We start from the raw sequence: 13,387 nt of genomic DNA, 5'->3' as shown, positions 1-13,387 counted from the left end.
TCTCACTCGAAGGTGGTCGATTGGTGACCGGCGCGCTGCGTCGAGCCGTCCCGCGGCGCATTCTCGACAGGCACTCGTCGGGGTATGCGGAGGTGTGCCGTGACCGTGATGGAGGTTCAACTACCGCCCGCGCGGTACGAGTTCGGCGGAGACGAGTTCGTCTTCGTCGAGATCGACCGCGAGATGAGCCTGGAGGCCAACCTCAAGGCGATGGCGATCACCGGCGCGCTGCGCCGCGAGAACATCGACGGGGTCATCGACATCTGCCCGTCGAACGCGTCCTACCTGGTTCGGCTCGACCCGGACCGGTTGCACCCGGCCGACCTGGTCGAGGAGCTGCGCAGGCTGGAGCGCACGGCCGGTGAGCTGCGCGCGGACGACGCGGTGCGCACCCGCATCGTCGACGTGCCGGTGCTCTTCGACGACCCGTGGACCCGCGAAACGCTGATGCGCTTCCGCGACCGGCACCAGGACCCCGAGGTCACTGACCTCGAATACGCCGCCCGCATCAACGGGTTCGACGACGTGCCGTCGATGATCGAGTCGATCACGGCGGCTCCGTTCCTGGTCACGATGCTCGGGTTCGTTCCGGGACTTCCGTTCTGCTACCAGATGGTTCCGCGCGAGAAGCAGATCGAGGTCCCGAAGTACGTGCGGCCGCGCACCGACACCCCGGAGCGCGCGTTCGGCTACGGCGGGGCGTTCTCCGTGGTCTACCCGGTGCGCGGAGCCGGTGGGTACCAGCTGTTCGGCATCGCCCCGGCGCCGGTGTTCGACCTCGCGCAGCGGCTGCCCGACTTCTCCGAGGACATCGCCTTCCCGCGTCCCAGCGACGTGCTGCGGTACCGGGCCATCGACCGCGACGAGTACGACCGCACCCGCGCGGAGGTGGAAGCCGGCCGGTTCCGGTACCGGATCCGCGAGGCGGAACTGGTGCCGGCGGAGCTGCTGGCCGACCCGGACGCGGTCAACTCCCGGCTGTTGGAGGTGCTCTACCGTTGAACACGCTGATCGTGCGCAAGGGCGGGCTGTCCACGACCGTGCAGGATTCCGGCAGGGACGGCCAGTACGCCATCGGCATGCCGCCTTCGGGGGCGATGGACCAGTACTCGTTGGCCGTGGGCAACATGCTGGTCGGCAACCCCGACGGGGCCGCGGCGTTGGAGGCGACCTACATCGGGCCGGAGCTGGAGTTCACCGACGCGCGCAGCGTGGCGGTGACCGGTGCCGACAGCGGTGTGACCATCAACGGCGACGAGGCGCCGACGTGGCAGACGTTGCGGGTGTCGGCCGGGGACGTGCTGGCGGTGCAGCAGGTGCGCGCCGGTGCCCGGCCCTACATCGCCATCGCCGGTGGGGTGGACGTCCCGCTGTACCTGGGTTCTCGGTCGACCTACATGCTCACCGGCATCGGCGGGTTCGAAGGGCGCGCGCTGGCCGACGGTGACCGGCTGCCGGTCGGTGCGGCGGGTTCGGCCCCGCCGGTGGGCACCGAGGTCCCGGCGGAGCTGCGCCCGGAGTTCCCCGAGCTGACCGCGCTGCGGATCGTCGTCGGGTTGTGCGCCTACCGGCTGACCGAGCGCGCCTTGGAGTCGTTCCTGGGCACCGAGTGGCGGGTGACCAAGGACGCCGACCGGGTCGGGTACCGGCTGCGGGGCGGGTCGCTGGAGTTCATCGAGCGGGAGCAGCCCTTCGGTGCGGGCAGCGATCAGGCCAACGTCGTCGACCTCGGCTACCCGGTGGGGTCGGTGCAGGTTCCGGGTGGTGACGAGCCGATCGTGCTGCTCAACGACGCGGTGACCGGCGGTGGTTACGCCACGATCGGCACGGTGATCTCGGTGGACCGGGACCGGATGGCGCAGGCCAGGACCGGCGGCAAGGTGCGCTTCGAGCAGGTGGACGTCAACGAAGCGGTGGCGGCCCGGCAGGAGCGGCGGACACGGCTGGAGAAGGCGCGGGCGGCGGTCGCGACCGCCTGAGACGGGAGGAATCGATGTCCACTGTGGATGCTCAGATGCCCGGGGTCTTCTACCGGCGTCCGTCGCCGGAGGCGGACCCCTACATCGAAACGGGGACCCTCGTGCAAGCCGGTCAGACGATCGGGCTCATCGAGGTGATGAAGACCTTCAACGAGGTCAAGGCCGAGAAGCCCGGCCGCGTCAGCAAGATCCTGCTCGACGACGGCGACGAGGTCGACATCGGCCAGTCGATGTTCGAGGTCGATGAGGCATGAGTGGCCTGCAGCGGGTGCTGGTGGCCAACCGGGGCGAGATCGCGGTCCGCATCATCCGCGCCTGCCACGTGGCCGGTGTGGAGGCGGTGGCGGTGTACTCCGACGCCGACGAGAAGTCCCGGTGGGTGCGGATGGCCGATGACGCGGTGCACATCGGCCGCTCGGCCGCGCAGAAGTCCTACCTCGATCCGGACGCGCTGCTCAAGGCGGCGCGCACCGCTGAGGTCGACGCGGTGCACCCGGGTTACGGCTTCCTGTCCGAGAGCGGTGCGTTCGCCCGGGCGATCGAGGAGGCCGGGCTGGTGTTCATCGGGCCTCGGCCGGCGGTGCTGGAGAAGATGGGCGACAAGGCGGCCGCGCGCAGTGCTGCGGTTTCGGCCGGTGTTCCGGTGGTTCCCGGCACCGATCCGATCGCCGATCCCGAGGACGTGCCCCGGCTGGCCGCCGAGATCGGGTTCCCGTTGCTGCTCAAGGCCGCCGCGGGTGGGGGTGGCCGGGGCATCCGGCCGGTGCGCACCGTCGAGGAGCTGCTCGACGTGCTGCCGACGGCCCAGGCGGAGGCGCGTTCGGCGTTCGGGGATCCGGCGATCTACCTCGAACGCGCGGTGCCGCAGGCCCGGCACGTGGAGGTGCAGGTCCTCGCCGACGAGCACGGTGACGTGGTGCACCTGTTCGAGCGGGACTGCTCGGTGCAGCGGCGCAGGCAGAAGCTCATCGAGGAAGCGCCCGCGCCCGGTTTGCGCGAGGAGACCAGGCAGGCCATCACCTCGGCGGCGGTGCGGCTGGCCGAGCACGTCGGTTACCGGGGTGCGGGGACGGTGGAGTTCCTCGTCGACGGCGAGGGCGGGTTCTACTTCATCGAGATGAACGCGCGCGTGCAGGTCGAGCACCCGATCACCGAGATGATCACCGGTGTTGACGTCGTCGCCGAGCAGCTGCGCATCGCCGGTGGGGAGCGGTTGTCGCTGGATCAGGGGTCGATCGAGCGGCGGGGTGCGGCGGTCGAGCTGCGCATCAACGCCGAAGACCCGGAACGCGACTTCGCCCCTACGCCGGGCGAGATCAGCGTGCTGCGGTTGCCGGGTGGTCCGGGAGTGCGCGTGGACACCGGCATCACCCAGGGCGATCGGATCAGCCCGTTCTACGACTCGCTGATCGCCAAGCTCATCTGCTGGGGCGAGGACCGCGAGCAGGCCTACGCGCGGGCGCGGCAGGCGTTGTCGGAGTTCCACGTCGAGGGGGTGGCCAGCACGGCGGGCCTGCACCGCGAGCTGACCTCCGACCCGGAGCTCACCGCGGGCCCGGTGCACACCACGTGGCTGGAACAACGCCACGGCTGAAAGCCGCTGGACGGTGTCAATCACTGCTGACACCGTCAGCTGCGCCGCGGGTGTCGTCGAAGAACTGCAGGGCGGTGGTCTTGAAGGTTCGGCTGGACACGGCGTTGAAGTGGTTCCGGCGGCCCAGCGAGACGTGAGGTGCCCCGAGCTCTTCGGCGAAGGCCTTCGCGTCGGTGGCGATCTCGTCGTCATCGCCCGTTGCGAACAGCACCGGGACCGGGGGTGGGCCGGTGAGGGCGTGGCCGGTCATGCCGTCGATGCAGGGCGTGAGGTCGTCGGCGGAGAGGGCCTGCTGGACCTGCAGCATCGCCTCGCGCTGGACCGGGCGGCCGCCGATGCCGCCGAGCGCCAGCGCGCGAACCCGGCCCGGGGCCAGGTCGGCGAGCGCCGAGCCGACCAGCCCGCCCATCGAGTAGGCGACCACGTCGACCTCGGCCACTTGCGCGGCGTCGAGCACCGCCAGGGCATCGCGGGCCAGCTCACCGGGGGAGTAGCCGGTCGTGGCGCGCTCGCTGCGGCCGTGCCCGCGCAGGTCGGTGACGACGTGGCCCCGGTCGGCGACCGCCCGCAGCCAGCCGGTGCGCTCCCAGGTCTGCTCCGCATCGGAGGCGAAGCCGTGCAGGAACAGCACCGGCCGGGGGCCGGGGGCGCTGTCGTAGGAGAGCTTCACGCCGTCGCGTGCGATGACCGGCATCGATCAGTCCTCCGGCGGGGTCAGGCGGACGCGGCGCTGCGGCTTGCGGTCCTCGGGCACGGTGCCAACGATGCCCGCTCGGTCCTCGACGGTGAAGGTCACCAGCGGCGCGCCGACGGCGAGCTCCTCGTCCTCGCCGACGTGCAGCCGCGCCACCCGACCGGTCTGCGGCGAGGGGATCTCCACCGCGGACTTGGTGGTCTCCAGCTCCACCAGCGGCGCGTTGCGCTCCACCCAGTCGCCCTCGGCGACCAGCCATTCCAGGATCCGGGCGCTGATCAGGCCTTCACCGAGGTCCGGCAGCGGAAAGGTCACCTCAGCCACGGCGGTACTCCAATGCGGTTTGCACGGCGGTCAGGACGCGGTCGACGTTGGGCAGGTACTCGTCCTCCAGCGCACCGGAGGGGTAGGGCACGTCGAACCCGGCGACGCGCTGCACGGGAGCGCGCAGGTCGCCGAAGCAGCGCTCGCTGATCAGCGCCGAGACCTCACCGCCGAGACCGGCCGTCAGCGGTGCTTCGTGGACGACGACCGCGCGGCGTGTGCGGGACACGGACTCGGCGAGACCGTCGGCGTCGATGGGCTTGAGCCAGCGCAGGTCCAGCACCTCCAGCTCGACGCCGTCCTCGGCGGCCAGCTCGGCGACCTGCTGGCAGCGCGAGACCATCGCGCCCCAGGCGATGAGGGTGGCGTGCTTGCCCGGGCGCACCACGCGGCTGCGCCCGACCGGCAGCGCTTCCACCGGCTGGGCGGGGTCGAAGTCCTCCCGCTGCCAGTAGCGGGACTTGGGCTCCATGAAGATCACCGGATCCGGGTCGGCGATGGCCTGCCGGAGCAGGTGGTAGCCCTCCGCCGCGCCCGAGGGGGAGACGACCTTGAGGCCGGGGACGTGCGCGAACAGCGATTCCAGGCTCTCGCCGTGGTGTTCGGGTGCTCGGATGCCGCCGAAGCTGGGCAGCCGCAACGTGATCGGCATGCCCAGGGCGCCGCGGCTGCGGTAGTGCATCCGGGCGACCTGGTTGACGATCTGGTCGATCGCCGGGTAGCTGAAACCGTCGAACTGGATCTCCGGCACCGGCCGCCAGCCGGCCATCGCCAGTCCGACCGACATGCCCATGATCGCCGATTCGGCCAGCGGTGTGTCGAAAACGCGGTGCTCGCCGAACTTGTCCTGCAGGCCGTCGGTCACCCGGAACACCCCGCCGAGGGTGCCCACGTCCTCACCGAAGATCAGCACCCGGTCGTCGTCCTCGCAGGCGTGGCGCAGCGCGGTGTTCAACGCCTGCTGCAGGGAGAGCTCAGGCATCCTGGGACTCCTTCCAAGCGCGGTGCTGGGCGAGCAGCGCGGCGGTGGGTTCGCGGTAGACGAAGCTGAACAGCTCGTCGCCGGGCGGTGGCTGCAGGGCGCGCAGCCCTTCGGTGGTCGTGGCGACCACGGCGGCGGCGTGCTGTTCGGCGCTGGTGATCTCCTCGGTGGTCAGGGAGTTCTTGGCGAGGGCGATCGGATCCTGTTCGGCGCGGGCGCGTTCTTCCTCGGCGCTGCGGTAGCGGCTGGGATCGTCCGATGTGGAGTGCGGGCCGAGGCGGTAGGTCATCGCCTCGATCAGCGCGGGCCCCTCACCGGAGCGGGCGCGCTCCAGCGCCTGCTTGGTGGCTTCGAACACGGCGGTGACGTCGTTGCCGTCGACCTGCAGGCCCTCGAAGCCGTAGCCGGCCGCGCGGGCCGCGACCGAGCCGCCCGCGACCTGGTCACCGGTGGGCAGCGAGATCGCCCAGCCGTTGTTCTGGCAGAAGAACACCACCGGCAGCCGGTAGACGCCGGCGAAGTTCATCGCCTCGTGGATGTCGCCCTGCGAGCTGGCGCCGTCGCCGAAGTAGGTCAGCGCCGCGCCGCCGGTGCCGTCGAGCTTGGCGCCCATCGCCCAGCCGACGGCGTGCAGCACGGGGCCTCCCACGACGGCGTTGGGCGGGGCCAGCCGGGAGGCGTTGGCGTCGTAGAGGCCGCCGTGCCAGATGTTGAGGTGCATCGCCAGGTAGGCGACCGGGTCGACGCCCATCGCCACGGCGGCGCCGAGTTCGCGGTAGGTGGGGAAGGCGAAGTCGCGGTCGAGGGCGAGCGCGGCGGCGCTGCCGATCTGCGCGGCCTCCTGGCCTCGGACCGGGGCGTAGGCGGGCAGCACGCCTTGCCGCTGCAACGCGGTGGCTTCCTCGTCGAGGCGCCGCGTCACCACCATCAGACGGAAGAGCTCGCGGAGATCTGCGTCCATGTGCCGAAGCGTGCGCACCCCGGGGGCGGGGGTGCAACAGTGCCGTTCTGGACTGCTCAGGTTGTCCGATCTGCCGACTGGGAGCGGCCTGGGGCTGTGCAAGTTGTCCAGTCGCGGAAGGCTGGTGCTCCGAATGGTTGGCCCCCGGTGCGCGGTGTCGCTCGGGCAGGGCCGACGATGGCCGCATGGTCAAGCTGGACCGACTGATCAACGTGCTCGGCGGCTACGGGGCTCGGCTGGTGTGCTCGCCGCGCAGCCGATCGACCGAGTTGCGGGCGGTGGCGCTGCACGACCCGGCCGAGCAGGTGCCGGGCGGTGACGAGGTGCTGCTGGCCGTCGGGGTCGACCGGCGGCGCGCCGCCGAGGTGCTGGCCGAGACCAGCGCGGTGGTCGTGGTGTTCCGGCTCGACGAGCTCGGCGAGCCGGAGCTCGCCGTGGCCCGCGAGCGGCAGGTCGCGGTGCTGCTGGTCGATCCCGCGGTGTCGTGGGGCCAGCTGGCGGGCGTGGTCTACGGGCTGGTGCTGGAGGGGCGCGAGACCGAGGCGGGCCGGGGGCCGACGGACCTGTTCGCGCTGGCCGATGCCCTGGCCGAATCGGTCGGTGGCCCGGTGACGATCGAGGATCACCGCTCGGGCGTGCTGGCGTACTCGAAGCGCCAGGAGACGGCTGATCAGGCCCGGCTGGAGACGATCTTGGGCAGGCGGGTGCCGGAGGAGGTCCGGCGCGAGCTCAGCGAGCGCGGGGTGTTCCAGCACCTGGCCACCTCCGACGAACCGGTGTTCGTCGAGCCCTCCGGTGCCCGGCGGGGACGGGCCGTGGTCGCCGTCCGCGCGGGCAAGGCGTTGCTCGGCTCGATCTGGGTGGGGGCCTCCTCGCCCCTGGACGCCGAGCGCGAGGCAGCCCTGGTGCAGGCCTCGCGCACCGCGGCTGCGCACCTGCTGCGCACGCGCGCCAGCGCGGACCTGGAGCGGCAGGTCGAGTCGGATCTGGTGATCGGGCTCGTGGAGGGCCACTCCGAGGTCGCCACCGTGCTGAGCCGGCTGGGTTTTCGCGGCGACCGGTTCCGCGTCGTGGCCGTCCAGGCGCACAACCAGCGCGAGCACGACTCGGCGGCGCTGCTGGTCTTCGAACTGGCGACGGTGGGTTTCGGCTGGTCGCGGCCGGGGCGCAGCGCGCTGTTCGCCAACACCGTCTACACGGTGCTGCCCCACGAGGGCGGTGGGGCCGCGCGCGAGTGGGTGCGGGCGCTGGCGCGCGAGATGCCCGAGGGCGTGGAGGTCTTCGCCGGGATCGGCGGCCCGGCGGGCCCGGACGAGCTGGTCGACAGCAGGCGGGAGGCGGACGAGAGCCTCGCGGTGCACGCCGCGAAGCCGACGGGCTCGCCCGTGGTGGTCTACGACGACTCCTGGCACGAGATCCTGCTGCGCCGGTTGCAGCACGTCGCCGCGGGTGGGCGCACGCCTGCGCGCGGTCCGGTGGCCGAGCTGCGCCGGTACGACCAGGAGCGGGGAACCCGGTTGATCACGACGTTGCGGACCTGGCTGGAGGTGCAGGGTGATCTCGGCGCCGCGGCCGCTCGCTTGGAGATCCACCCGAACACGGTGCGCAACAGGATGCGCAAGGTGACGCAGGTGGGAGCCCTGGACTTGGAGGACCCGGACACCCGGTTGGCGTTGGTCATCGCGCTGGCCGCCGAGCAGTAGTGGATCCCGCACAACCGGCGACTGATCGGTTGTGCGGAATCCACAGTGCTCTCCTGCTCGTGGTCGCGCATGCTTCGTGGCGACGAGAAGGAGTGTGGTCATGGGGTCTGCAGCGGGCGGCGCGCCGGGCACGGTCGTCGTCGTGGGTGCCGGGGTGGTCGGACTGTCGACCGCGTGGTTCCTGCAGGAGCGCGGCGTCGAGGTGACGGTCGTGGATCGCAGCGGTGTGGCCGCTGGGGCGTCGTGGGGCAACGCGGGCTACGTCGCGCCCGCGTTCAGCGTGCCGCTGCCCGAACCTGCCGTGCTGCGCTACGGTCTGCGCTCGCTGTTCGACCCCAACGCCCCGCTGTACGTGCCCCGGACCGCGGACCCGGGCCTGTGGGCGTTCCTCGCGGGCTTCGCGCGCCACTGCACGCACCGCACCTGGCAGCGGTCCATGCGGTCGCTGGCCGGTCTCAACGCCGACTGCCTCGACGCCTTCGACGAGCTCGCCAAGGGCGGGGTCGGCGCGCCCGCCCAGGCCACCTCGGTCGTGGCGGCCTTCGAAAGGCCCGAGCAGGCGGGGGAATTGCGCGAGGAGTTCGAGCGGACCCGGCTGGGCGGGCAGGAGACCTGGTTCGCCGACGGGGCCGCCTTCGAGGTCCCGCAGCTGTCGTCGCTGGTGAGGACGGTGCTGCGGGTGGAGGGCCAGCGCTACATCGACCCGGGGGAGTTCACCCGGTCGCTGGCCGAGGCCGTCGAGGCCCGGGGCGGGCGGATCCACACCGGGTTCACCGTGCGCGACATGGTCCGCGAGGGTGACAGGCTGCTGGTGAAGTCCACGCACCACGACTACGTCTCAGCGGATTCGGTCGTGCTGGCCACGGGTGCGTGGTTGCCGGAGCTGGCCGTGAAGGCCGGTGTCCAGCGGCAGGTGCGCGCCGGGCGCGGCTATTCGTTCACCGTGCCCGTCGAAGAACCCGTGCCCGGCCCGATCTACCTGCCCGCGGTGCGGGTCGCCTGCACGCCGTACCAGGGCGGTCTGCGCGTGGCGGGCACGATGGAGTTCCGCCCGCCGGATGCGGCGCTCGACGGTGGCCGCATCGAGGCGATCGTGCGCACGGCCCGGCCGTTCCTGCGCGGGGTGGACTGGGAGGGCCGCCACGACGAGTGGGTCGGTCCCCGGCCGGTCACCGCTGACGGCCTGCCGCTGATCGGGGCGTCGAGGGTGCCCGGCGTGCACGTCGCCGGAGGGCACGGGATGTGGGGGCTCACGCTCGGTCCGATCACCGGACGGCTGCTGTCCGAGCAGATCGTCACCGGTGAACGTCCCGCCGCACTGCGGCCTTTCGACCCGTTGCGATGACGACCGGCGAGTTGTCCGCGACCGAACGCCGCGAGCTCGAATGGCTGCGCAAGGAGAACAAGCTCCTGCGCGCGGAGAAGGAGATGCTGCTCCGGATCGCCACCGAGTACGCACTGGAACACCGCAACCCCGGACCGCCGCGCGAGAACGACGGCTGACCGGACGCTCATGGAGGTCACCTTGCCGGAGTGGATCCAATTCGGCCTCGCCCTGCTCGCTTTCGTCCTGCTGGCCCTGAACCACTGGTTGACGCGGCGAGCCCACGGCCTGCGCAAGAGCCGGTCGGAGCGCGAGTCCGCCTCGCCGATGCGCTGATCGCGCAGTCCCTGGGGTCTTCTCGCTGCCTGGCTAGCTGATCGCGGGTGTGCCGGTTCTGGTTCGAATGGCCGTGGCGTGACGTGCTAACTTGGAATAAGTCACCTGATTTAATTCTGAGGTCGTCGCGCCCCGCGAACGCAGGCGCGCAGCGAGAAAGGCCGCGATGTCGACGTTCCTGCCCCCGATCCCCGAGTTCTCCGACGCCGAGGTCGACGCGCTGCGTCAGCGCTACCGCGCGGAGCGTGAACGCCGAGTCCGACCCGACGGCAACGCCCAGTACCAGCGGGCGGAGGGCCGCTTCGGGTACTACGCCGAGGACCCGCACGCCACCGAGCTCGACCGGGAGCCGCTGCAGGACCGGGTCGACGCGGTGGTGCTCGGCGGCGGGTTCGGCGGTCTGTGCGCGGGAGCGCGGCTGCGGCAGGCGGGGCTGGAGCGGATCCGGATCATCGAGAAGGGCGGGGACTTCGGCGGCACCTGGTACTGGAACCGCTACCCGGGGATCCACTGCGACATCGAGTCCTACGTCTACCTCCCGCTGCTGGAGGAAGTGGGCTACGTGCCCCGGTGGAAGTACTCGCCGGGCGAGGAGATCCGGCAGCACGCGATGGCGATCGGCCGCACCTTCGACCTCTACCGGGACGCCTGCTTGCAGACCGGGGTCACCGAACTGCGCTGGGACGACGGCGAGTGGGTCGTGCGCACCGACCGGGGCGATGCGATGCGGGCGAGCTACGTGGTGGTCTCCAACGGCACGCTGGATCACCCGAAGCTGCCGGGGATCCCGGGCGTCGAGTCCTTCCGCGGCCACACCTTCCACACCAGCCGCTGGGACTACGGCTACACGGGAGGCGGTCCGGTCGGCGGCTTGAGCGGGCTGGCCGACAAGCGGGTGGCCCTCATCGGCACCGGTGCGACGGCGATCCAGGTCGTGCCGCACCTGGCGCGGGATGCCGCGCAGCTGCACGTCTTCCAGCGCACTCCGTCCTCGGTGGACGTGCGCGGCAACCGCCCGACCGATCCGGAGTGGGCGGCGTCGCTGGAGCCGGGCTGGCACGCGCGGCGGCGGGAGAACTTCCAGGCCGTGGTGACCGGGCATCCGGTCGAGGAGGACCTGGTGGGCGATGCGTGGACGGCCAGCGCGCCGGTGCTGGGCAAGATCATCGCCACCGATGCCCGGGCGGACTGGGACGTCGCGGAGTGGGAGCGCGCCGAGGAGCTGCTCGACTTCGCGAAGATGAACCGGCTGCGGGCGCAGGTCGCAGACGTCGTCGACGATCCGGCGACGGCCGAGCTGCTCAAGCCGTGGTACCGCTACGGCTGCAAGCGGCCCACCTTCAGCGACGAGTACCTGCAGGCCTTCAACCGGCCCACCGTCACATTGGTCGACACCGCCGATTCCGGTGGGGTGGAGCGGTTCACCGAGGGCGCGCTGGTCGTCGGCGGCCAGGAGTACGAAGTGGACTGCGTGATCTTCGCGACCGGCTTCGAGGTCGGCAAGTCCGACGTGATGACCGGCAGGTTGCCGGTGCGCGGCCGGGACGGCACGACGCTGCTGGATTCGTGGCGCGAGAACGGGGTTCGGACGTTGCACGGCGTGTGCAGCAGCGGTTTTCCCAACCTGTTCCACCTCGGTTCGCTGCAGAACGCACCGTCGGTGAACTTCGTGCACGTGCTCGACGAGCAGGCCGTCCACATCGCCGAGGTCGTCGCCGAGGCCCGCAGGCGAGGCGTGAAGTGCGTCGAACCCACCGCCGAAGCCGAAGCCGCCTGGGTCGCCACGATCGAGGAATCCTCCCCGGAACGCGCCTGGTTCGACGCCGAGTGCACCCCCGGCTACTACAACAACGAGGGCTCGGCCCGGCCGCGGCGCACCTTCGGTCCGGGCCCGGCCGCCTTCCATCGCCTGCTGCGGGACTGGCGGAGCGGAGACGGCATCGACGAGGTCCTCGGCGACGCGAGCTGACGCGTGGGCGCCGCCGGGGTGCGGCGGCGCCCACCGGTCAGGTGTGGACCCGGTTGAGGGCCTGCTGGGCGGCGGCGTCGTGGTCGGCCTCGATGCGCTCGCGCTCGGTTCCCCGGGCGCGCAGGACGGTCTTCGCCTTGTCCTCGTCGAAGTCGTCCTCCCACTTGCCGATGACGATGGCCGCCACGGCGTTGCCGAGGACATTGATGAACACGCGGCCCTCGTTGAGGATCCGGTCGATGCCGACGATCAGCGCGAGCGCGGCCAGCGGCATGTGGCCGACGGCGGTGATGGTGCTGGCCAGGACGATGAACGCGCCGCCCGCGATGCCGGCGGTGCCCTTGCTGGTGAGCATCATGACGCCGACCATCACCAGTTGCTGCTGCCAGGACAGGTCGATGCCCAGGGCTTGGGCGAGGAACAGCGAGGCCATCGTCAGGTAGACCGCGGAGCCGTCGAGGTTGAACGAGAAGCCCGACGGGATGACGATGCCGACGATCGGCCGGCCGATGCCCATCATCTCCAGCTTGCGCACGAGCTGCGGCAGCACGGCTTCGCTGGAGCAGGTCGACAGCGCCACGAGCAGCTCGGCCTTGAGGAAGCGCATCAGGCCGAACAGGCTGAGCTTGCAGACCCGCATGATGGCGCCGAGCACGACGACCACGTAGAGCACGCAGGTCGCGGTGAACAGCAGGACGAGGTAGCCCAGCTGCTGGAGGCTGCTCGCGCCGTAGGTGGCCACGACGGTGGCCAGCGCGCCGAAGGTGCCGATCGGGGCCAGTCGCATGACCCAGCCGACGATGCGGAACACCACTCCGGACAGCGCCGTGATCCCGCGGGTCAGCGGTTCGGCGGCCGGGCCGGCCATGTTCAGGGCGACGCCGAAGACGATCGAGACCACCAGCGCCGAGAGGATCTCGTCGCCGGTGATCGCGCCGAACAGCGAGTCGGGGATGAGGCTGGTGACGAACCCGCTGAAGGTGGCGTGCTGCTCGGTGGCCTCCTCGGGCACGCTGCCTGCGTCCAAGGTGGACGGGTCGACGTTCATGCCGGCGCCGGGCTGGAAGACGTTGCCGACGACCAGTCCGATCAGCATCGACAGCAGCGACAGGACGAGGAAGTAGCCGATCGCCTTGGCGCCGATGCGGCCGGCCTTGCGCAGGTTGTCCATCGCCGCGATGCCGGTGGTGATCACGCAGAAGACCACGGGGACCACGATCATCTTGACCAGGGCGATGAACCAGTCGTTGAGCGGTTTGAGGTCGTCTCCGATGGTGGGGAAGACCAGACCGGTCGCGACGCCCAGCACTGCGGCGACGATGACCTGGAACCAGAGCTCTCCCAGCAGCTTTCTGAACCGTGATCGTTGCGGTCGTTGAGCGGTTGCGGTGGATGTCATGGCGGGTTCTCCCTTGCACGGCGTCGTGGCGGAAGGCCACGTGCGGGCCTTCGAGGGATGGGGCAGCGGGGCGCGCCGCCCGCGGCGCCGCCCCCCCCCGCGGCAACCGGGCAGCACCCGCC

At 71.2% G+C, this 13,387-nt stretch carries 14 protein-coding genes; 9 read left to right on the top strand and 5 right to left on the bottom strand.

Annotated features, from left to right (window positions below; genetic code table 11):
• Window positions 1-108: 108 nt before the first annotated feature.
• From R4I43_RS04805 to R4I43_RS04790, 4 genes are read left to right on the top strand one after another with little or no spacing between them, the layout of a single operon-like run.
• On the top strand, window positions 109-1,002 hold the full coding sequence (locus R4I43_RS04805; protein WP_324264308.1) for a 5-oxoprolinase subunit B family protein: 894 nt from the start codon (window positions 109-111) through the stop codon (window positions 1,000-1,002).
• Window positions 999-1,979, top strand: a complete 981-nt coding sequence (locus R4I43_RS04800; protein ID WP_324264273.1) for a 5-oxoprolinase subunit C family protein — start codon at window positions 999-1,001, stop codon at window positions 1,977-1,979. Before R4I43_RS04805 ends, R4I43_RS04800 begins: the two co-directional genes overlap by 4 nt.
• Window positions 1,980-1,993: 14 nt before the next feature.
• Window positions 1,994-2,233 (top strand): acetyl-CoA carboxylase, encoded by a 240-nt coding sequence (locus R4I43_RS04795; RefSeq protein WP_324264272.1) that lies wholly within the window; start codon window positions 1,994-1,996, stop codon window positions 2,231-2,233.
• Window positions 2,230-3,573 carry an acetyl-CoA carboxylase biotin carboxylase subunit gene (locus tag R4I43_RS04790; protein WP_324264271.1) on the top strand — a complete coding sequence of 448 codons (1,344 nt, stop codon included), beginning with the start codon at window positions 2,230-2,232 and terminating at the stop codon, window positions 3,571-3,573. Before R4I43_RS04795 ends, R4I43_RS04790 begins: the two co-directional genes overlap by 4 nt.
• 16 nt (window positions 3,574-3,589) lie before the next feature.
• Here the strand turns inward: R4I43_RS04790 and R4I43_RS04785 are convergent, their stop codons facing one another.
• From R4I43_RS04785 to R4I43_RS04770, 4 genes are read right to left on the bottom strand one after another with little or no spacing between them, the layout of a single operon-like run.
• Window positions 3,590-4,267 carry an alpha/beta fold hydrolase gene (locus R4I43_RS04785; protein WP_324264270.1) on the bottom strand — a complete coding sequence of 226 codons (678 nt, stop codon included), beginning with the start codon at window positions 4,265-4,267 and terminating at the stop codon, window positions 3,590-3,592.
• Window positions 4,268-4,270: 3 nt separating this feature from the next.
• Window positions 4,271-4,591, bottom strand: coding sequence for a biotin/lipoyl-containing protein (locus R4I43_RS04780; RefSeq protein WP_324264269.1), 321 nt, complete (start codon window positions 4,589-4,591; stop codon window positions 4,271-4,273).
• The gene (locus tag R4I43_RS04775) at window positions 4,584-5,573 is read right to left on the bottom strand and encodes an alpha-ketoacid dehydrogenase subunit beta (RefSeq protein WP_324264268.1); all 990 of its coding nucleotides are present in this window, start codon (window positions 5,571-5,573) and stop codon (window positions 4,584-4,586) included. Before R4I43_RS04775 ends, R4I43_RS04780 begins: the two co-directional genes overlap by 8 nt.
• Window positions 5,566-6,534: a thiamine pyrophosphate-dependent enzyme gene (locus R4I43_RS04770; protein ID WP_324264267.1), complete on the bottom strand. Its 969-nt coding sequence runs from the start codon at window positions 6,532-6,534 to the stop codon at window positions 5,566-5,568. Before R4I43_RS04770 ends, R4I43_RS04775 begins: the two co-directional genes overlap by 8 nt.
• Window positions 6,535-6,719: 185 nt before the next feature.
• Here R4I43_RS04770 and R4I43_RS04765 point away from each other — a divergent pair, with 185 nt between their 5' ends.
• From R4I43_RS04765 to R4I43_RS04745, 5 genes are all read left to right on the top strand, one after another.
• Window positions 6,720-8,237, top strand: coding sequence for a PucR family transcriptional regulator (locus R4I43_RS04765; RefSeq protein WP_324264266.1), 1,518 nt, complete (start codon window positions 6,720-6,722; stop codon window positions 8,235-8,237).
• Window positions 8,238-8,337: 100 nt separating this feature from the next.
• Complete coding sequence (locus R4I43_RS04760; RefSeq protein ID WP_324264265.1) at window positions 8,338-9,582, top strand: NAD(P)/FAD-dependent oxidoreductase; 1,245 nt, start codon at window positions 8,338-8,340, stop codon at window positions 9,580-9,582.
• Entirely contained in the window at window positions 9,579-9,740 is a 162-nt protein-coding gene (locus R4I43_RS04755; RefSeq protein WP_324264264.1) for a hypothetical protein, read from the top strand. Before R4I43_RS04760 ends, R4I43_RS04755 begins: the two co-directional genes overlap by 4 nt.
• Before the next feature lie 22 nt (window positions 9,741-9,762).
• Window positions 9,763-9,897, top strand: a complete 135-nt coding sequence (locus R4I43_RS04750; RefSeq protein ID WP_324264263.1) for a hypothetical protein — start codon at window positions 9,763-9,765, stop codon at window positions 9,895-9,897.
• 166 nt (window positions 9,898-10,063) lie between these two features.
• On the top strand, window positions 10,064-11,866 hold the full coding sequence (locus tag R4I43_RS04745; RefSeq protein WP_324264262.1) for a flavin-containing monooxygenase: 1,803 nt from the start codon (window positions 10,064-10,066) through the stop codon (window positions 11,864-11,866).
• A 37-nt stretch (window positions 11,867-11,903) separates the two neighbouring features.
• On the opposite strand, the gene R4I43_RS04740 is transcribed toward R4I43_RS04745, so the two are convergent.
• Window positions 11,904-13,265, bottom strand: a complete 1,362-nt coding sequence (locus R4I43_RS04740) for a cation:dicarboxylate symporter family transporter (RefSeq protein WP_324264261.1) — start codon at window positions 13,263-13,265, stop codon at window positions 11,904-11,906.
• Window positions 13,266-13,387: the final 122 nt, after the last annotated feature.

The organism is Saccharopolyspora mangrovi, from assembly GCF_035320975.1.
Taxonomy (GTDB): Bacteria; Actinomycetota; Actinomycetes; order Mycobacteriales; family Pseudonocardiaceae; genus Saccharopolyspora; species Saccharopolyspora mangrovi.
This window is presented reverse-complemented; position numbering and strand designations above follow the sequence as displayed.